Source organism: Kitasatospora sp. NBC_00039, from assembly GCF_045160625.1.
Classification (GTDB): Bacteria; Actinomycetota; Actinomycetes; order Streptomycetales; family Streptomycetaceae; genus Kitasatospora.
In genome coordinates this window covers 2107954-2126474 of the sequence record NZ_CP108289.1, presented here as the reverse complement: position 1 = coordinate 2126474, position 18521 = coordinate 2107954, and the positions used below count along the sequence as shown (strand labels likewise).

Sequence of the window (18521 nt, the reverse complement as noted above, 5' to 3'; positions counted from 1 at the left end):
CCGCCCGCTGCCTCGCCCTCGTTGGTTGCACCGTAAACAGTCACGCCGGTGAAACATCGGTCGGGAGGGGAGTGTTCCCCGCCGCACGGGCGGGCCCGGCGACGGGGGTCAAGCGGCGGGGCACAGCCGGCCGGGGCAGCCGGCCGGGTGGGGCGAGCAGCACGGCCGGCCTGGTCGGGCAGCCGACGAGGGCAGCCGGTTCGGGCGGCCGGCTCAGGTGGCCGGGGAGATCACCACGGCGGTGCCGTAGGCGCAGACCTCGGTGCCGACGTCCGCAGCCTCGCTGACGTCAAAACGGAACATGAGCACCGCGTTGCCGCCGCGCGCCTTGGTCTGCTCGACCAGCCGCTCCATCGCCTCGTTGCGGCTCTCCACCAGGGTCTTCGTCAGACCCCGCAGCTCGCCGCCGACCAGCGACTTGAGCGAGGCCCCGATCTGGCTGCCGAGGTGCCGGCTGCGGACCGTCAGGCCGAAGACCTCGCCGATCACGTGGTCGACCCGGAAGCCGGGGATGTCATTGGTTGTCACGACCAGTACCTGGGCGTCCGGGCGCTGCCCGCCGCCGTATTCCTCGATGTTCGCCATGGGCCCATCCTGCGGGCCGGCCGGCCTCCGGGCCCAGAGGCGTGGCCGGGCCCGGGCGGAGAAGGGCGGGAAGAGGCCACCGGGCGGGCAGGGGAAGGGATGCGGAGGGCCCGCCGAGGCGTGCGGAGAAGCCGGGAAGGGTCGGGAATGGCCGGGAAGGGTGGGGGGAGCGGCGGGAAGCTCGGACAGACCGGTGATCGGGCGCCCGAAAAGCCGTACCGTAGCCCCATGGGCGAGCGAAGCGATCATCCACAGGGGCCGGGCGCGGCGGAGGACTCCGGCGCGCAGGAGATCGAGGCGACGGTGGTGCTGGGCCTGCGGATCTCCGACTGGCCGGCGTTGCGTGCGGCCGCGATCGCGGCCGTGGAGGAGCTGGACTTCGACGGCATCGACCCCGCGGGCCAGCGCCGCGAACTGCTGCGCGAGGTGGCCGAGGACGCCAACGCGGCACTCGGCGCGCTGCTCCACCCGGACCGGCTGGTGGCCGCGATCCCGGGTGTCGAGGCGATCGGCGGCACGCTGGAGATCAGCGTCACAGAGGACTTCGCGCCGGACTTCGCCGAGCTGTTCCCGCTGGACGGCGGCGAGGACGAGGACGGCGGCGGCGGAACCGGCGACTGGACCCTCACCCCGCGCACCGCCTGTCTGCTCCACGCCCAGCTGCTCGGCCTGGCCGACGCCGCCTATGACGACCTGGAGGAGCACGAGGACGAGCCGGTCACCGACGGCGATGAGGCGGACTGGACGGTCTTCGGCCGGTTGCCGCAGCGCACCTGGCGTCTGCACCGGGCCTGGCGCCGCACGATGGCTCGCTCCTTCGACGACCTCGCCGACGACCTCGCGCTCGGCGAATGGCCGCTGCCACGCTGCCTGGCCGAGGAGATCGCGCTGCGGATGGCCCTGGTGGACGCCCGCGCGCTCCTCGGTGCGCAGCCCGAGTCGGTCGCCGACATGATGGGTGACCTTCCGGCCGACCTCTACGACTACGACTGGGACGGCTGCCACGACGAGCTGTTCGGCGTCTTCGGGCCGGACGACGGCGATCCGGAGCTGACCGCCGAGCAGCGCACCGAGCTGCTGCTCGCGGCCACCCACCCGGAGGGCTGGTTCCTGGTGTACGAGGACGCGGAGGAGCGGGACCCGCAGCGCGGCTACCGGCGCTGACGGCGGGCGACCGGAGGGCGTGGCGGCCGGGCGACCTGTCGGCTGTGTGACCCAGGCGGCCGGGCGACCTGGCGACCTGCCGGCCGGCCGTTGCGGTGGGCGGCGTCCCGGTGCAGCGCGGGCGACAAGGCCGGCGGCTAGGCTGCGAGCATGTCCGATATGTCCGATATTGATGTGTTCGGCGGCGAGCTGGAGGCGGCCGACGATCCGGCACTGGCCCGTATCGCGCTGGGCTTCGACGGCGTCCAGGCCGCGCAGCGCGGGCGGACGGCGCAGGCTCGGGAGAGCTTCGAGCGGCTGTGGGAGGCGCTCGGCGAACGTGACGTGTTCCACCGCTGCGTGCTCGCCCACTACCTGGCCGACCTGCAGGACGACCCGCGCGCCGAGCTGGAGTGGGACCGGCGGGCGCTGGCCGCCGCCGACTCGCTGACCGCCGAGCAGGCCCAGACCTACGAGTCCGCCCTCCAGGTCCGCGCCTTCTATCCGTCACTGCACCTCAATCTGGCCTCCGACCACCTCAAGCTCGGCGAGCCCGACCAGGCGCGCGAGCAGTTGGAGCGCGCCGTACGGAGCCTGGACGCGCTGCCCGAGGACGTCTACAGCGCCGGCATCCGGTCGGCCGTCGACGAACTGCGGCAACGTCTGCGCTGAGGCACTCGGGCGGCGAGGCGCCGGGGTGCCCCGCCGACGTGCCGGGGTGCCGAGGTGCCGAGGTGTCGAGGTGTCGAGGTGTCGACCTGCCGACGTGCCGGGGTGTCGATGTGGCCAGGTGTCGACGTGGTGAGGCTTTCGCCGGGCTGTCCGGTGGCGCCTGTGCCGGATGTTCCAGGGGGGTGGGCGGGGGCGGTTGTTCACCGTTTTTGTTCAATGGCCGAGCCCCGAACCCGAACAACCCCGGTGCGCTACACCTGGAGCGCTGCACCGACCGGCGATGGGGAGAGTTCGGCAGATGACGACGCTGTGCATCGGAAACAACCGCACCGAGGAGATGGTCGGGGACCTCACCGGGATGACGCCGCTGGAGCGGCTCTTCGCCGGGTGCGGGGCCCAGCGGATGCTCTGGTTCGCGGAGGACCACGACGTCCTGGTGCTGCCCTGGGCGCCGGACCCGGCGTACCTCGGTTACGTCACCGGACTGACCGGGACCAGGGCGGAGAGCCTGACCGTGGTGGTGCCGCCCTCGGGCGGCGAGGGCGACGACATCCTCACCCCGGACCGGCTGGCCGACCCGGGTTTCCGTGAGGAGCTGCGCCGGGCGCTCGCCGGGCGACGAGTGGACAAGGTGCTGGCGATCTCGCCGAACGCCGCCGTGGCCGACCTCGCCGTCGCGCTCGGCGCCGAACACGCCTTGCCGGGGCACGCGTTCGCCGCGCAGGGAGGCAATGCGCTGGTCAACAGCAAGGCGGTCTTCCGGGCCCTGGCCGCCGGCGCCGGGGTGCCCGTCCCGCCGGGGACGGTCGCCACCTCACCCCAGCAGGTGGAGGCGGCGGTCAACGGCCTGCTGGAGCAGGGCCACAGCGTGATGATGAAGGTCGAGTACCAGGCCGGCGGCTTCGGCAACGAGATCCTCAGCCGGGACGAGCAGGTCACCCCCGCCGGCGCGCAGCGGGCCGTGTCGCTGGCGGACCGGGCTGCGGTCGCCTCGTACGTCGCGGAGCGCTGGGAGTGGCTGACCGGAGGTCGCAGCCAACGCGTCGTCGTCGAACGGTACTTCACCGATGCTGTGCCGCTGTACGCGGAGTTCGCGATCGGCGGGCACGGCTCGGTGCTGTCGGGCTGCGGGGAGATGGTGATGGACCCGGTGGTGGTCGGCGAGATCACCCCGCCGGTCACCCCGGACGCCGGCACGCTGGCCGAACTCGTCGACCTGGCCGCCCGGCTGTGCGAGTCGCTTCGGGTGCTCGGCTACCGCGGCACGCTCAGCGCGGACGCCTTCCTCACGCCCAAGGGCGAGCTGTACTTCAGCGAGACCAACGGGCGGCTGACCGGTTCGACGCACCTGCACGACGCGCTGTTCGCGCGCCTGGTCGGTGCCGAACACCGCACCGCCCGGGTGATCCTGGAGCTGGCCGGCCTGCACGTGCCGTCCTTCCCGGAGGCCGTCGCGGCGGTCGAGCGGGCCGGACTGGCCTTCGATCCGGCGACGCGCACCGGCGTGGTGTTCAGTGCCGACTTCGGCCCCGCCGACGGCTCGGTGATGTACTGCGTGATCGCCGAGGACGCGGCGGCGGCCAGGGCGGCGGAAGGCCGGCTGCTCGGACTCTTCGCGCAGTGACCGGCGCGGCTGCTGTCGCGCCGCCGGTGATGCGGGCGGCGGTGATCCACCGCTACGGCGGGCCGGAGGAGTTCCGGACGGAGACCGTGCCCGAACCGGGAGCCGGGCCCGGCCGGGTACTGATCGACGTCACCCTGGCCGGCCTCAACTACGCCGACCTGCACTGCCGCGCGGGCGAGTACCAGCGCCACCCGCTGCCCGCCGTGCTCGGCGCGGACGTGGTCGGCCGGCGGCGCGGCGACCGTCGGCGGGTCGCCGCCCTCCTTCGCAAGGGTGGCGGATACGCCCAAGTGGTGCGCGCCGAAGAGGCGCTCACGGTGGAGGTGCCGGACGGCGTCAGTGACGAGCAGGCGCTGGCGCTGCTGGAGCAGGGGGCCACGGCTTACGGCGCGCTGACCCTGCTCGGGCGGCTGCGGCCGGGCGAGCGGGTGGCGGTGACGGCGGCGGCCGGCGGAGTCGGGCACCTGGCGGTGCAGCTGGCCCGGGAGCTGGGCGCGGGGCGGGTCGTGGGCCTGGCCTCGACGGCGACCAAGCGGGAGTTCGTCCGCTCGCTCGGTGCGGACGCCGTACTCGACCCGGCCGACCCGCAATTGGCCGCCCGGCTGGGCGAGTCGGGGGGAGTGGACCTCTTCGTGGACTCGGTCGGCGGCGCGGTGCTGCGCTCCGGTCTGGCCGCGCTGGCGCCGTTCGGCCGGCTGCTCTGCGTCGGGGCCCGCGGCGGCCCGGAGGAGTCCTTCTCGGTGGCCGAGTTGGCGGACGGTTCGGCCGGTGTGCTCGGCTTCTGGCTGCAGCACCTGCTGGACGACCGGACGCTGTTCGCCGGCGTCGCCGAGCACCTGTTCCGGCTGGCGCAGGAGCGGCGGCTGGTCGCGCGGATCGACCGGGTCGTCCCGCTCGACGGCGTGGCCGGCGCGCACCGGGCGATGAGCGGGCGCGAGACGATGGGCAAGGTGCTGGTGGACGTGCGGCGGGAGTCCCGCGACGGGGCGACGGCACAGAAGCCGGTACCCCGTAACCGGTGATAGGTGACAGGCGGCAGTGAGCGGCCGGCAGCTGACGGACGGTGAGATCCGTCGGCTGCCGGCCGTCATGCGCGGTCGTCGTTCGCCGGCCGTTCGGCGTCGTCTCAGTAGCCCGTGACCTCGTCCAGGCCGTGGCCGCGCAGCGGGACCAGGAAGCTGCGCTCGAAGACCACCACCACCTCGCCGGTGGACTTGGTCCCGGTGGTGCGGCAGCTGACGATGCCCTGCCCGGTGCGGCTCTTCGAGAGCCGCTTGGCCAGCGTCTCGGTCTCCGCGTAGAGGGTGTCCCCGGTGAACACCGGATGGGTCATCCGGATGTTCTCCCAGCCCAGGTTGGCGATGGTCCGCCCGCTGGTGGAGCGGGCGGTCATGCCGCCGACGATGCTGAGCGTCACCAGGCTGGAGACGATCGGCCGCCCCCAGGGCGTGTGCTCGCTGTACGCGGCGTCGATGTGCAGCGGGGCGTCGTTCATGCTGAGCATGCTCATCAGCACGTTGTCCAACTCGGTCACCGTCCGCCCCGGGCGGTGCTCGATCACGTCGCCGACCGTGAACTCCTCGTAGTAGCGGCCGACCACCTCGCGGTAGCGCCGCTCGCCGATCAGCCGGTAGCCGGCCGGCTCGGGTTCGTCCATGATGCGCTGCTCCCAAGTGTCAGAGGTCGGAGGTCAGTTCCTTGACGTGACCGGCGAACTCGGTGATCAGGCGCTCGTCCATGTCGGAGCGCAGCATCAGCCGCAGGCCGGCCTCGCCCTTGGGGACGATCGGGAAGAACACCGCCGAGCTGTAGAAGCCGCGCTCGAAGAGCTGGGCGGAGAGCTTGACCGCGCGCTCGGCGTCACCGACGTCGACCCGGCGCACCGGCAGGCCGTTGCCGGCGAAGGTGGTCGGCAGCAGCTCGTCGAAGAGGTCGATGTTGCGGTTCAACCTGGCCTGGAGTTCGGCGAGTTCGGGCGACCGGTGGATGGCGGCGCTGCCCAGCGAGGCGCCGACCAGCGGCAGTGCGACGTTCTGCGACCAGCCGACCGGCCCGGCGTGCCGGTGCAGGAACTCGAACTGCTCCCGGTTGCCGAGCATCGCGATGCCGCCGCCGGTGCCGAAGCCCTTGCCGAGGCTGGCGGCGATGACGGTCAGCGGGTTCATCTCCAGCCGGGAGCGGACGAATCCCTCGCCGCGCTCACCCATGATGGAGAGCGAGTGCGAGTCGTCGATGTAGAGGAACAGGCCGTAGCGGTCCTGGAGTTCGAGCAGGCCGTCGAGGGCCGCCGCGCCGCCCATCGAGTACGCGCCGTCGGCCACATACGCGACCCGCGGGTACTTGCGGCAGATGTCCTCGAGGTAGTTCAGGTCGTTGTGCGGGCAGTTGAGCACCAGCGACTCGTCCGCGCAGATCGGCTTCACGTACGCCATGCAGAAGTGGCAGAACCGGTCGAAGACCATCACCCGGGGCCCGCCGCCGGTGCCGTCGCAGGTGCCGTCGAGGTGGCCGGAGGCGATCAGCGGGAGGATGCCGGCGGTCAGCGCGGTGCACGAGGCGCCCGGCAGGATGTGCGCGCCGAACAGCTCGCCCAGCTCCTCCTCCAGCTGGACCAGCAGGTTGTGCCGGATCCGGGTGGTGGAGGTGACCAGCCAGGTGCTCCGGGATTCGGTGAGCGCGTCCACCGCACCGGCCGCGACCTGCGGGTGGTTGTTCAGGCCCAGGTACGCGCAGGAGACCATGTTGGCGAACTCGTGGCCGGTCTCCCGGACGATCAGCCGGTTGTTGGACTCCGAGTCCACCTTGATGCCGATCAGGCCGTTGGCACCCGCCGCCTGCCAGACCGGGTCGGCGGTGGCGAGCATCTTTTCGGCGTTGCGGTACCGGCGTGGGCCCTGGATCGATTCGGCTGCTGCGGTCATGGTCGCTTCTCCCTGATATCGGTCGGTGCGATCGGTGCGGTCGGCGCGGCTGCTGCGGGGAGCCCGGGCAGTGCGGCCGGGACGGGTGACGCGGGCGTTGCGGGTGGTACGGGCGGTACGGGCGGCTCCGGTGGGGCGAACTGCTCGATCAGGCGCTGGGAGGCCTCGAAGAACGGCATGCCGACCATCACCCCGTCCACGACGGTGACCGATCGGCCGTTCTCCCGCCCCGCCTCCACCACCCGCCGGGCCCGCTCCAGCAGTTGCTCGTCCGGGCTGAACGCCTCGTTGATCACCGGGAGCTGGCGCGGGTGGACGGCGATCTTGCCGCTGAAGCCCAAGTCCCTGGCGAGCGCGGCCTCCCGTCGCAGTCCGTCGATGTCGGCGACCTCGAAGAACGGCGCGTCCATCGCCTCCACCCCGGCGGCGCGGGCGCTGTTGACGACTCGGCCGCGGGCGTGCGCCAGCGCCTCCCAGGAGAGCCGGGCGCCCACCGCGAAGGCGTAGTCGGCGGAGCCGAAGACCAGCCCGCGGAGCCGGTGTCCGGCCGCCGCGACGGCGGGCGCGTGCTCGATCCCGAGCGGCGTCTCCACAACGGCGAGGAACTCCGTCTCCGGACAGTCCGGTCCGAGCGCACCGGCTGCGATCTCGATGTCGCGGGGGGACTCCGCCATCGGGATCAGGACGATGTCCGGCTTCACGCGGTAGCGCGTGATGGCGATCAGATCGCGCAAACCGTCCGCGCCGGAAAGAGAGTTGATACGGACCGCGCTCCGGGCGAGTTTGCTGGACGGCAGGGCGAAGAACTCCTCGGCGAGCCGGCGGGCCTCCTCCTTTCGTGCGGGCGGGACCGAGTCCTCCAGATCGACCATGGCGATATCGGCCCCGGACTGGTGGCTCTTGGCGTACCGCTCCACCGCCATCGCGGGTGTGGACAGCAGGGAACGGCAGTACCGCGTGAACTTCATGGAAATCTCCGAAGTCAGCGAAGTCTGCGGCTCCCGGTTCTATCCCACCGGCTTTGTTCGGCGCCGTGCGGCTGGACATTGAACATCAACTCGGAACAACCGGCCCGAAGGTCCCATTGTTTGACGCCAACTGTCCTGCGCATGATGAATCTTGGGGGATGTGCGTGAAGGTCACCACTTCAACGGAGAAGGGGACTGCTGTGCCGCGTCGGGAGAGTCCACTGGACCAGGGGGACGGACCGCTGCTGCGGTTCGCCGGCGACCTACGGGCGCTCAGGGAACGCGCCGGGACACCGCCCTACCGTCAACTCGCCGTCCGGGCGCACTGTTCGGCCGCCAGCCTCTCCGTGGCCGCCGGAGGGCGCAGACTGCCCAGCCTCGCCGTCACCCTCGCGTACGTGCAGGCGTGCGGCGGCGACGTCCGCGAGTGGCAGCACCGCTGGCAGCTGCTCGCCGCCGAACTGGCCGCCGACACCGCCGCCCGGCGCCGGGCCCAGGACGCCGGACGCGCCCCCTACCCGGGTGCGGCGGCGTACGAGGCGGCGGATGCGGAGCGGTTCTTCGGGCGCGAGGCGCTGTTGGACCAGCTCGTCGGACTGCTGGGCGAGCGGCGGCTGGTGCTGGTCACCGGGCCGTCCGGGGTGGGCAAGTCCTCGCTGGTCAGGGCCGGGCTGCTGGCCCGGATCGGGGGCCTGGGCGGAGCCGGGGGCCCGGGCGGAGGTGACGGCCCCGGTGGCTGCGCGGGGCCTCGCGGTGCGACGGGCCTTCGCGGCGGGGCCGGTGCGGGGAGGCCGGGCGCCGGCGCGGTGCCGGTGGCGCTGCTCACCCCCGGCGAACGGCCGATGGAGGCGTACGGGCCCGCGATCGCCCGGCTCGGGCAGCGAGCCGGGCAGGTCCGGGGCGTGCGAGCCGGCCTGGACGCCGCCGGGTGCGAGGGGTACGAGCGGGCGCGGGGCGGCGATCCGGTCCTGGTGGTGGACCAGGGCGAGGAGCTGTGGACGCGGTGCGGGGACGCCGGCGAGCGCACGCGCTTCCTGGACGCCCTGGTGGCGGCCGCCGACGGTACCGCCCGCGGCGTCGGGGGCGGCGAGGGCTTCCGGTGCAAGGTGGTCCTGGTGGTCCGGTCCGACCGGAGTGCCGCGCTGCGGGCCGAGCACCCAGGCCTGGCCGCCGCCTGCCACGACGCCGTGCTGACCGTGGGCGCACCCGCGCCGGACGAGCTGCGCCGGGCGATCACCGAGCCGGCACTGCGGGCCGGTTGCACCGTCGAGGGCGCGCTGCTCGCGGTCCTGATCTCCGCCGTGGCCCAACAGCCCGGCGCGCTGCCGCTGTTGTCTTCGGCCCTGCTGGAGACGTGGCGGCGGCGCAGCGGCAACGCGCTCACCCTGGCCGGGTTCCAGGCCACCGGCGGGTTCGAGGGGGCGCTCGCGCGGACCGCCGAGGCGCTGTTCGACGGGCTGGGCGCGGCCGACCGGGAACGGGCGCGGGCGGTGTTCCTGCGACTCGGCGGCGAACCCGCCCCGGGCGCCGGCGGCGAGGGTGCGCGAAAGCCGGTCGGGCGCGGCGAGTTCGACGGCCCCGGAGTGCCCGCGATGCTCGAACGGCTGGTCCGGGCCCGGCTGGTGGTACTGGACCGGGACACCGTGGAGCTGTCCCACCACGCGCTGCCGCAGGCCTGGCCCAGGCTGCGGGACTGGCTGGCCGAAGGCCGGGAGGAGCGCGGCGAGCAGCGGCGGCTCACCGTGGCCGCGCGGAGCTGGGCGGCAGCCGACCGTGACCCCGAACTGCTCTACCGAGGCGCCCGCTTGGACCAGGTGCGCCGGCGGATGGCGTCCGGTGAGCTGGCCTCGGGCGGGGTCGAGCGGGCGTTCTTGGCGGCGGCGCTTCGTGCGGCCGCCGCCGACCGCCGCCGGGCCCGGCGGCAGAGCCTGGCGCTGGCCGGGGTGGCGGCGGCCGGCGGGGCGCTGCTGACGCTGGCGGGCGGGCACCGGATCCGGCGCGCCTGGCGGCTTTGATCGGCCTCGGGGAAAAGGAAGTTGAACAACGGCGTTGTTGATCGGCGGGCCGATCGGCCGGGGCCGGGAATGTCGATCACCTGCTTGCGCGGCCGTCGGGCGGCCGGGTAGCTTGGCGATCGATCCCGGCTCAGGCAACCTGTGAATTCGCCTGCCCGGCCGGGGATTTCCCGTCCATCGTGATCGGCCGGCGCCGCTGCGGTGGTTTACCGACGTTCGAGGCCATTCCGCCGCCGGAGCGGCGTTTTTCGGTAGCCGCTTCCTGTGGGTGTTCGCGCTGTGCCCTGCTGTGCCCCGCCGTGTCCGATGCTCCTTCGGTTCCCGCCACTTCTTGCCGTTACCCGCCGTTCTTGCCGTTCCTGGCGGCTGCTCGCCGGGGGTTGTCGTTCCTCGCCGGTTCCTCCAGCTCTCCGTCGTGCGGATCGGCTCCCGCAGTCGGGGGCCGACCCGGTCTTCCAGCCGTCCCTACCGATCCCGAATCCGCGTCAAGGGGGAGTCATGTCCAGTTCGGCCAGCCCGGCCCAGCCGGCCCGTCCGGTGCACAGTTGGGACGAGTTCACCACACTGCGTGAGGTGGTGGTCGGCACCGCGGTGGGCGCACGGCTGCCCGAGCAGTCCGACCCCTCGTCCTGGCTGTCCTGCTTCCCGAAGACCAGCGCCGCCGAGCTCGCCACGATCCCGGTCGGCGCCTACCCGCAGCAGGTGATCGAGGAGACGGAGGAGGACCTGGCCGCGCTGGCCGCCACCCTTCGCGGGCTCGGCGTCACCGTGCGCCGGCCCGACATCGTTGACCACAGCGCCGAGTTCGCCGCCCCCGAGTGGCGCGCCGACGGCGGCTTCCACTCCTACTGCCCGCGTGACCTCACCCTGGTCGTCGGCGAGACGGTGATCGAGGTGGCGAGCCCGATGCGCCACCGCTACTTCGAGGTGTTCGGCCTTCGTGACCTCTTCCAGGAGTATCTGCGGGGCGGGGCACGGTGGCTGGCCGCACCGCGTCCGCGACTGGACGACACGCTCTTCGAGTTCGACACCGACGGGCTGCCCCTGCTCGGTGAGGCCGAGCCCGTGTTCGACGCCGCCAACGTGCTGAGGCTCGGCCGCGACGTGTTCTACCAGGTGTCCCGAAGCGGCAACGAACTGGGCCTGAAGTGGCTGGAGTCCACCCTCGGACTGCTCGGCGACCTGCGGCTGCACCCGCTGCGCGGCATCTACGGCTACACCCACATCGACAGCACCATCGCTCTGCTACGGCCGGGCCTGGTGCTGCTCAACCCGGAGCGGATCAGCCCCGAGACGGTGCCCGAGCCCCTGCGCGGCTGGGACATCCTCTGGTGCCCGCCCGCCGAGCCGGCTGCGGACTCGCCCGAGCATGCGCTCAGTGAGAGCTGGATCAGCATGAACCTGTTGATGGTCAGCCCCGACACCGCCATCGTGGAGTCCGGCCAGCAGAGTCTGGTCAAGCAGCTGGAACACGCGGGCATCACCGTCCTTCCGCACCGGCTCCGTCACTCACGGGTGCTCGGCGGGGGCTTCCACTGCGTGACCCTGGACATCCGGCGGGACGGCGGGGCGGAGGACTACCTTTCCTGACGCTTACCTTTCCTGACCCCTACCGGTGCCGGCCTCCCCGGCCTCCCAGGTCGGCTCGACCGGATCGGTCCTTCCGTTCCTCCCGGCCCCCCTGACGATCTCCACCTGGCGTGATCGCGGCGGGGTGGGGGCTGGCATGCTTGACGGGTGACTTCTCCGTTCGACGCCCCCGTCCCTGACCCTGCCCCCGAGGACCGCGACGCCCGGCCGCAGTACGTGCTGCCGCTCGTCGTCCGGCTGGAGCGGGCCACCCCGCCCGGGCGGACCGACGCGCTGGAGACCTCGGCGCGAGCCGTGCTCACCCTGCTGGCCGACCCCCGGGTCACCGAGCCGGACGGCGAGTGGGCGGAGCGGGTCGCGGCCTGGGAGGACGCCCGGATCCGCAAGGTGGTCCGGCGGGCGCGGGGCGGCGAGTGGCGCCGGGCCGGCGAGCTGCCGGGGATCACGGTGAGCGGGCGCGAGGCGGAGGTGCGGGTGTTCCCGCCGATCCCGCTCGACGGCTGGCCCAAGGACCTCGTCAAGCTCCAGGTCTCCGGCACCGACCTCGAGGAGGCCGGCCCGGTCGGCGCTCCCGAGCCCGGCGTGCCCGTGCTCTGGCTCAACCCCGAGCTGGAGATGAGTGCCGGGAAGACCATGGCCCAGACCGGTCATGCCGCCCAGCTGGCGTGGTGGCGGCTGGACGACGCGCAGCGCAAGGAGTGGGCCGAGACCGGCTTCGCGCTGGCGGTTCGCACGGCCGACCCGGCGGCCTGGGCGGAGCTGGTCGCGAGCGGCCTGCCGCTGGTCCAGGACGCGGGCTTCACGGAGATCGCCCCGGGGAGCTGCACCGTGGTGGCGGAGCACCCGGCCCTGCGCGGGTGAGCGGGAAGCGTCGGCGGAGGGCGCCGGGCGGAGGGATCGCCGCAGACGGCTGACCGGGCGCAGACAGCACGCGGGGGACCGCCTGGCGGGCGGCCACCGGGCGTCCGCAAGGGAGGATCCGCCCGGGTTCAGGCCTCGTAGCGGCGTATCGAGCGCAGGCCTCCGTACGCCGCGGCGGCGGCCCAGAGGGTCATGATCAGCAGGCCGGTCCAGTGCCCGTAGTGGACGGTGGGGTCGGGCTGGGTGCGCATCGCGTACAGGCCGGCCCGGTCCGGCAGGAACTGGCCGGCCTCGCGTACTCCGGGGATCGCGGCCAGCACGGTGGTGCCGAGGAAGGCCATCGGCGTGAGCAGGCCGAGTGCGGCGGTGAAGTTGCGCAGCATGGCGGTCAGGCCGAGGCAGAGCACCACCAGCAACGGGTGGTAGAGCACGCCCGCCAGGAAGCTGCGCCCCATGCCGGGGACGGAGAGGTCCAGGCCGACTGTGGCGGCGACCGCGAGGAACGAGCCGGCCGTGGAGACCAGTCCGAGCAGCAGCCCCAGCCCGGCGCCGAGGGCGAGCTTCGCGCCGTAGAGCCGCCCGCGCCGGGGCACGGCGGTGAGCGAGGCACCGATCATGCGGGTGTTGAACTCCTGGCCGATCAGGAGGATGCCGAGGCAGGCGACGGCGACGTGGCCGAACAGCAGGCCGTAGTAGATCCCGCCCGCCTGGTCCTCGCCCGGAGTGTGGTCCGCCTCCCCGTACGCGGCGTTGACCGCGAGGGTGATGCCGACCGTGAGCCCGACGGCGACGAGCGGCACGATCCACTGGGAGCGGAGCGTGGTGAATTTGATCCGCTCGGACCGGAGTACGGCGGTGGCGGTGGTCATCGGTAGCGTCCCTTCCCCGGGCGCCGGAGGGCGCAGGCGGGTGTCGTCGCGGCAGGCGGCGAGCAGCGTGTGTCAGAGCGGGGCGTTGGCGGAGCAGCGTGGTGGCAGAGCGGGGTGTGACGGCTGCGTGGGGCGTGGCGGCGGGGCCGCCCGGTTCACGCCTCGTACCGGCGTATCGAGCGCAGGCCTCCGTACGCCGCCGCCCCGGCCCAGAGCGCCATGATCAGCAGGCCGGTCCAGTGCCCGTACGCGGTCTTCGGGTCGTCGGCGTAGTGCAGCGCGTACTGGCCGGCCCGGTCGGGGAGGAACTGGACCACGTCGCGGACGCCCGGCACCCCGCCGAGGAGCGGGGAGAGCAGGAAGACCGTCGGCACCAGCAGGCCCATCGCGGCGGTGAGGCTGCGAAGCATGGCTGTCAGGCCGAGGCAGAGCACCACCAACAGCACCGGGTAGAGCACCCCGGCGGTGGCGCTGCGGGCGAAGGCGGGCCCGTCCCAGTCACCGGAGGCGAAGGCGGCGTACCCGGCGAAGGAGCCGGCCGTCGCGAGCAGGCCGACACCGAGAGCGGTCAGTGTGCCGAGGGCGAGCTTCGCGGCGTAGAGCCGCCCGCGCCGGGGGACGGCGGTGAGGGAGACACCGATCATGCGGGTGTTGAACTCCTGCCCGATCAGCAGGATCCCGAAGCAGGCCAGTGCGGCCTGGCCGAAGTTGAGCCCGTAGTGGATGCCGGTGCCCGGGTCGTCGGTCAGGGTCGGGTCCTCGTCGCCGATTGCCGCGGCGACGGCGGTGCCGAGGCCGGCCGTGAGCAGGACGGAGAGCAGCGGGGTGAGCCAGAGCGAGCGGAGGGTGGTGAGCTTGATCCGCTCGGCCCGCAGGACGTTCCCTCCGAGAGCCGTGGAGGTGCTCATGCCGCCACCGCCCGGTACTCGACGCTGTCGGCGGTCATCCGCATGAACGCCTCCTCCAGGGAGTCCTGTTGGACTGCGATCTCGTACAGCACCACGCCGTTGGCCGCCGCCAGTGCGGCGATCTGCTCGGGCTCGGCGCCGGTGATCTCCCAGGCGCCGCCGTCCGCTGGTTCGGCCGCCAGGCCGGAGCCGCGGAGCAGCGCGTCGAGCTTGGCGCCGTCCACCGCGCGGACCCGGATCCGGGTGCGGCCGTGCCGGTCGATGAACTCCGAGGTGGCGGCGTCCGCCAGCAGCCGGCCCCGGCCGATCACCACCAGGTGGTCGGCGGTGAGCGCCATCTCCGTCATCAGGTGCGAGGAGACCAGGACCGAGCGGCCTTCGGCGGCGAGGTCGCGCAGCAGCGTGCGGATCCAGCGGATCCCTTCCGGGTCGAGGCCGTTGACCGGCTCGTCCAGCATGAGGACCGGCGGGTCGCCGAGCAGCGCGGCGGCCACGCCGAGGCGCTGGCGCATGCCGAGCGAGAAGCCGCGGATCCGGCGGCCGGCCGCGTCGGCGAGGCCGACCTGGGCGAGCACCTCGTCGACCCGCCGGTCGGACAGGCCGTTGCTGGCGGCGAGCCAGCGCAGTTGGCCGCGGGCGGTGCGGCCGCCGTGCACGGCGTGGGCGTCGAGCAGCGCGCCGACCTGCCGCAGCGGGTCGGCCAGCCCGGCGTACGGGCGGCCGCCGACCAGGGCGTGGCCGGCGGTGGGCCGGTCCAGGCCGAGGATCAGCCGCATGGTGGTGCTCTTGCCCGCGCCGTTCGGCCCGAGGAAGCCCGTCACCACGCCGGGCCGGACCTCGAAACCGAGGTCGTCGACCACGCGCGTCCCGTCGTACTCCTTGGTGAGGCCCTGAACCTGGATCACGGCTGCCCTCCCTGTCCTGTCGCTGTCGGTCCCGCTGCCGGCGACCCGCTCGTGGGCGGGCCGGGCCGGTCGTGGGCGGTCGTGGGCGGTCTGGCCGGCGCGCCCGTGGTCGGTGCGGACCGGCCGGCCCGGGTCCGGATGGTCCGGCGCGGCAGCCGCCCGGTTGTCGATGGCCCCATTCGACCGGAGCGGACCTCCCGGCGGATCCCGCCGGGGAGGGGACTTGACTCCCTCTCGGGAGGGAGGGCCCCGTACTACGCTGACCTGGCAGGATGGCGGGATGCCCCGAATATTCGCGCCCTTGCTGAGCGCCGCCACCTACGCGCGGTGGCTGCACCTGGCCATCGGATGGATCTTCGCCGGGGTCGTCCTGATGATCTATCCGGGGACGTACGCCTTCGGCCCCGGCGGGATCCTGCTGCGGGCGGTCCCGATGGACGTGGCGCTGCTGGTGCTGGCCGCCCTGCTCCCGGCGATGCGCCGCGCGGAGGGTGTGCAGGCGCGGCTGCTGTTGATGCCCGAGCGCGAGCAGGACATCGCCGCCGAGCCCGCCCGCAGCTGGGCCGACCGGCGCCGGACGGCGGCCTGGCTGGTCGGACGGGTGGCTCTCGGCTCGCTCGTCGGGATGTTCTCCGTGGTGGTGCCCGCCGCCGCCTTCGACCTGCTGGTCCGTCCCGCGCCGCAGCTGCCGGGCGGCCTCCGGCTCCCCGCCGCGGACGGGCTGCCGTGGTACCCGCTGCTGGCGCCGGTGCTGCTGTTCGCCCTCGGCTGGCTGGTCGTCTGGGCCGGCCGCCTCCAACTCGCCATGGCGCGGAGGCTGCTGGGGCCGTCCCCGGCCGAGCGGCTGGCCGCCGCCGAGCTGCGGGCCGAACGCCTGCTGGAGCGCAACCTGTTGGCGCGGGAACTGCACGACTCCATCGGCCACGCCCTGACCGTGACGGTCATTCAGGCCGGTGCGGCGCGCGAGGTGGGCGACGGGGCGTTCGTCGCCAAGGCACTCGAAGTCATCGAGGAGACCGGGCGGCAGGCGATGGCGGATCTGGAGCGGACCCTCGCCCTGCTCCGGGACACCGGCGAGGCAGCCGACCCCGCCGAGGCCGGCGGCGCCCGCGGCATCGGTGGCGCCCGCGGCATCGGCGGGGCGCACGGCACGCCCCAGGCCGGCGACGCCCGCGAGCGGCCCGGCATCGAGCAGCTGCCCGCGCTCCTGGACACCGCGCGCTCGGCCGGCAGCCCGGTCGAGGCGTGGATCGACGTGCCGTCCGGGAGACTGCCCGGGGTGCTCTCCCGCGAGGGATACCGCATCGTCCAGGAGGGCGTCACCAACGCCCTCAAGTACGCGCCCGGAGAGCCGATCAGCGTCCGGGTCGCGCTGCGGGACGGTCGGTTGGAGCTGCGCTGCGCCAACGCCCTGGCCGGGGCGGCGCCTGCCCGCGGCACACCGCGCCGGGGCGGCAAGGGACTTCGCGGCATCCGCGAGCGGGCCGTGCTGCTCGGCGGCGAGGCCTCGGCCGGCGCGGAGTCCGGCGAGTGGGTGCTGGCCGTGCGGGTGCCCCTACGCTTGGGTGCGTGATGATCGACATTCTGCTGGCCGACGACGAGGAGCTGGTCCGGGCCGGCCTGCGGGCCGTACTGGAGGCGCAGGGCGACCTCCGGGTGGTCGCAGAGGCGGCCGACGGGGCCCAGGCGGTGGCCCTGGCCCGTGAACTGCGGCCGCACGTGGTGCTGATGGACGTCCGCATGCCGGGGGTGGACGGTCTGGCGGCCACCCGCGAGCTCGTCCGGGACGGCGCCACGCCCGGCGGGTGGGCGCCGAAGATCCTGGTCGTCACCACCTTCGAGATCGACGACTACGTCTACCAGGCCCTGCGCGCGGGCGCCGACGGCTTCCTGCTGAAGCGCTCCCGGCCGGCCGAGATCGCCCACGCCGTCCGGTTGGTCGCGGCGGGCGAGTCGCTGCTCTTCCCCGCCACGATCCGCCGCCTCGCCGCCGGCCAGGGCAACCGGGCGGCCCGGGACGCCATGGCCCGCGCCGCCCTGACCGACCGTGAGGCCGAGGTGCTGCGCCTGGTGGCGCAGGGCCTGACCAACGGCGAGATCGCCGATCAGCTGTTCCTCGGCGTGCAGACGGTGAAGACGCACGTCAGCAGTGTGCTGGCGAAGCTCGGTGCCCGGGACCGCACCCAGGCGGTGATCGCCGCGTACGAGTCCGGATTCGTGGAGCCGGCGCAGTAGTCCTGCGGACCCGGGTGGCCCTGCGGACCCGGCTCGCCCCGCGGACCCGGTAGCCCCGTGGGGCGGCGGGCTCAGGCCGGGTACGCGTGCGTCTGGGTCGCCTTGACCGTCGCCCACACGATGGTGCCGGGGGCGAGGTCGAGATCGGCGGCGGCGGCCGGGGTGAGGTCGGCGGCCATCGGGAGGGCCCCGGCCAGGTCGGCGCGGACCTGGTCGCCGTGCAGGTCCAGGCCCGCGACCTCCATCTCCCAGACGTTGCGCGCGCTGGACCGCGGCTTCTCCCGGTGGAGCGTCACGGCGGACGGCGGGAAGGCCACGAAGGCGGGACCGGTCAGCTCCTCGCTGGTGGCCAGTTCGGTGCCGTCCGCCAGCGTGACCCGGTGGCCGTCGGCGCTGCCCTGGTACAGGTTGAGGCCGACCAGCCGGGCGATGTAGTCGGTGCGCGGCCGCCGGGCGATCTCGGCGGGGGTGCCGGACTGCACCTCGCGCCCGTTCTCGATCACCACCAGCCGGTCGGCCAGCACCATCGCGTCCAGCGGGTCGTGCGTCACCAGGACCGCCACCGCCTCGAACTCGGCGAGATGGCGGCGAAGTTGGGAGCGGACGTCGAGCCGGGTGCGGGCGTCCAGGGCGGCCAGCGGCTCGTCGAGAAGAAGGAGCCTGGGCCGGACGGCCAGCGCCCGGGCGAGCGCCACCCGCTGCGCCTGACCGCCGGAGAGACGGCCGGGGCGGGCGGCGGCGTGCTCGGCCAGGCCCATCCGCTCCAGCCAGCCGGCCGCCTCGGCGCGGGCCTCACGCTTGGGGCGGCCCTGGCAGCGCGGGCCGAAGGCGACGTTGTCGAGCGCGCTGAGGTGCGGGAACAGCAGGTAGTCCTGGAACACCACGCCGACCGGGCGCTCCTCGGCGGGCGTGTGCAGGCGCTCGGCCGGATCCTCCAGGACGCGGCCGTCCAGCCGCAGGTGGCCGCCGGTGAGCGGGAGCAGCCCGGCGAGTGCGCGCAGGGCGGTGGACTTGCCGGCGCCGTTCGGGCCGAGCAGGGCGACCACCTCGCCGGGGGCGGCGGTGAGTGCGAGGTCGAGGCGGAAGGCGGTGCGGTCCACCCGCAGCCGGGCGTCGAGGGCGGGGGCGGCGGCAGTCACGGTGTGGGTGTCCAGGGGGCAGCGTGGTCGAGTGGGGCCCGGCGCGGAGGGCGGAGGGGGAGTCCGGCGGGTCGGACCTCCCGCTC

General features: G+C 73.8%; 17 protein-coding genes. 9 read left to right on the top strand and 8 right to left on the bottom strand.

Annotation, left to right across the window (positions count from 1 at the left end; all coding sequences use genetic code 11):
* Positions 1 to 213: 213 nt before the first annotated feature.
* On the bottom strand, positions 214 to 585 hold the full coding sequence (locus OG286_RS09580) for a YbjQ family protein (protein WP_396319839.1): 372 nt from the start codon (positions 583 to 585) through the stop codon (positions 214 to 216).
* Between the two features lie 228 nt (positions 586 to 813).
* On the opposite strand from OG286_RS09580, the gene OG286_RS09575 reads away from it, so the two are divergent.
* From OG286_RS09575 to OG286_RS09560, 4 genes are all read left to right on the top strand, one after another.
* Entirely contained in the window at positions 814 to 1749 is a 936-nt protein-coding gene (locus OG286_RS09575) for a hypothetical protein (RefSeq protein ID WP_396319840.1), read from the top strand.
* 150 nt (positions 1750 to 1899) lie between these two features.
* Positions 1900 to 2400, top strand: coding sequence for a hypothetical protein (locus OG286_RS09570; RefSeq protein ID WP_396319841.1), 501 nt, complete (start codon positions 1900 to 1902; stop codon positions 2398 to 2400).
* A gap of 298 nt (positions 2401 to 2698) precedes the next feature.
* Positions 2699 to 4024, top strand: a complete 1326-nt coding sequence (locus OG286_RS09565; RefSeq protein WP_396319842.1) for a peptide ligase PGM1-related protein — start codon at positions 2699 to 2701, stop codon at positions 4022 to 4024.
* Positions 4021 to 5046, top strand: coding sequence for a zinc-binding alcohol dehydrogenase family protein (locus tag OG286_RS09560; RefSeq protein WP_396319843.1), 1026 nt, complete (start codon positions 4021 to 4023; stop codon positions 5044 to 5046). The genes OG286_RS09565 and OG286_RS09560 overlap by 4 nt, the downstream gene beginning before the upstream one ends.
* A gap of 104 nt (positions 5047 to 5150) precedes the next feature.
* Here OG286_RS09560 and OG286_RS09555 read toward each other — a convergent pair whose 3' ends face one another.
* Genes OG286_RS09555 through OG286_RS09545 form a run of 3 tightly spaced genes read right to left on the bottom strand, consistent with a single transcriptional unit; the run spans position 5151 to position 7913 of the window.
* The gene (locus tag OG286_RS09555; RefSeq protein WP_396319844.1) at positions 5151 to 5681 is read right to left on the bottom strand and encodes a MaoC family dehydratase; all 531 of its coding nucleotides are present in this window, start codon (positions 5679 to 5681) and stop codon (positions 5151 to 5153) included.
* A gap of 19 nt (positions 5682 to 5700) precedes the next feature.
* On the bottom strand, positions 5701 to 6945 hold the full coding sequence (locus OG286_RS09550) for an aminotransferase class I/II-fold pyridoxal phosphate-dependent enzyme (protein ID WP_396319845.1): 1245 nt from the start codon (positions 6943 to 6945) through the stop codon (positions 5701 to 5703).
* Positions 6942 to 7913: an HpcH/HpaI aldolase/citrate lyase family protein gene (locus OG286_RS09545; RefSeq protein WP_405365033.1), complete on the bottom strand. Its 972-nt coding sequence runs from the start codon at positions 7911 to 7913 to the stop codon at positions 6942 to 6944. The genes OG286_RS09550 and OG286_RS09545 overlap by 4 nt, the downstream gene beginning before the upstream one ends.
* Before the next feature lie 200 nt (positions 7914 to 8113).
* Between OG286_RS09545 and OG286_RS09540 the strand changes: the two genes are divergently transcribed.
* From OG286_RS09540 to OG286_RS09530, 3 genes are all read left to right on the top strand, one after another.
* Positions 8114 to 9928, top strand: a complete 1815-nt coding sequence (locus OG286_RS09540) for an ATP-binding protein (RefSeq protein WP_396319847.1) — start codon at positions 8114 to 8116, stop codon at positions 9926 to 9928.
* Between the two features lie 498 nt (positions 9929 to 10426).
* Positions 10427 to 11518: an inosamine-phosphate amidinotransferase 1 gene (locus OG286_RS09535; protein WP_396319848.1), complete on the top strand. Its 1092-nt coding sequence runs from the start codon at positions 10427 to 10429 to the stop codon at positions 11516 to 11518.
* Positions 11519 to 11665: 147 nt separating this feature from the next.
* On the top strand, positions 11666 to 12379 hold the full coding sequence (locus OG286_RS09530; protein WP_405362263.1) for an aminoacyl-tRNA hydrolase: 714 nt from the start codon (positions 11666 to 11668) through the stop codon (positions 12377 to 12379).
* A gap of 128 nt (positions 12380 to 12507) precedes the next feature.
* Here the strand turns inward: OG286_RS09530 and OG286_RS09525 are convergent, their stop codons facing one another.
* The 3 genes from OG286_RS09525 to OG286_RS09515 all read right to left on the bottom strand — a co-directional run bounded on the left by OG286_RS09525 (position 12508) and on the right by OG286_RS09515 (position 15061).
* Positions 12508 to 13248 carry a hypothetical protein gene (locus tag OG286_RS09525; protein WP_396319850.1) on the bottom strand — a complete coding sequence of 247 codons (741 nt, stop codon included), beginning with the start codon at positions 13246 to 13248 and terminating at the stop codon, positions 12508 to 12510.
* A 155-nt stretch (positions 13249 to 13403) separates the two neighbouring features.
* Complete coding sequence (locus OG286_RS09520; RefSeq protein ID WP_405362265.1) at positions 13404 to 14156, bottom strand: hypothetical protein; 753 nt, start codon at positions 14154 to 14156, stop codon at positions 13404 to 13406.
* The gene (locus OG286_RS09515; protein WP_396319852.1) at positions 14153 to 15061 is read right to left on the bottom strand and encodes an ATP-binding cassette domain-containing protein; all 909 of its coding nucleotides are present in this window, start codon (positions 15059 to 15061) and stop codon (positions 14153 to 14155) included. The genes OG286_RS09520 and OG286_RS09515 overlap by 4 nt, the downstream gene beginning before the upstream one ends.
* 280 nt (positions 15062 to 15341) lie before the next feature.
* Between OG286_RS09515 and OG286_RS09510 the strand changes: the two genes are divergently transcribed.
* Positions 15342 to 16634: a histidine kinase gene (locus OG286_RS09510; protein ID WP_405365031.1), complete on the top strand. Its 1293-nt coding sequence runs from the start codon at positions 15342 to 15344 to the stop codon at positions 16632 to 16634.
* On the top strand, positions 16634 to 17296 hold the full coding sequence (locus OG286_RS09505; RefSeq protein ID WP_405363850.1) for a response regulator: 663 nt from the start codon (positions 16634 to 16636) through the stop codon (positions 17294 to 17296). Before OG286_RS09510 ends, OG286_RS09505 begins: the two co-directional genes overlap by 1 nt.
* A 71-nt stretch (positions 17297 to 17367) precedes the next feature.
* On the opposite strand, the gene OG286_RS09500 is transcribed toward OG286_RS09505, so the two are convergent.
* The gene (locus tag OG286_RS09500) at positions 17368 to 18435 is read right to left on the bottom strand and encodes an ABC transporter ATP-binding protein (protein ID WP_405365029.1); all 1068 of its coding nucleotides are present in this window, start codon (positions 18433 to 18435) and stop codon (positions 17368 to 17370) included.
* Positions 18436 to 18521 lie beyond the last annotated feature (86 nt).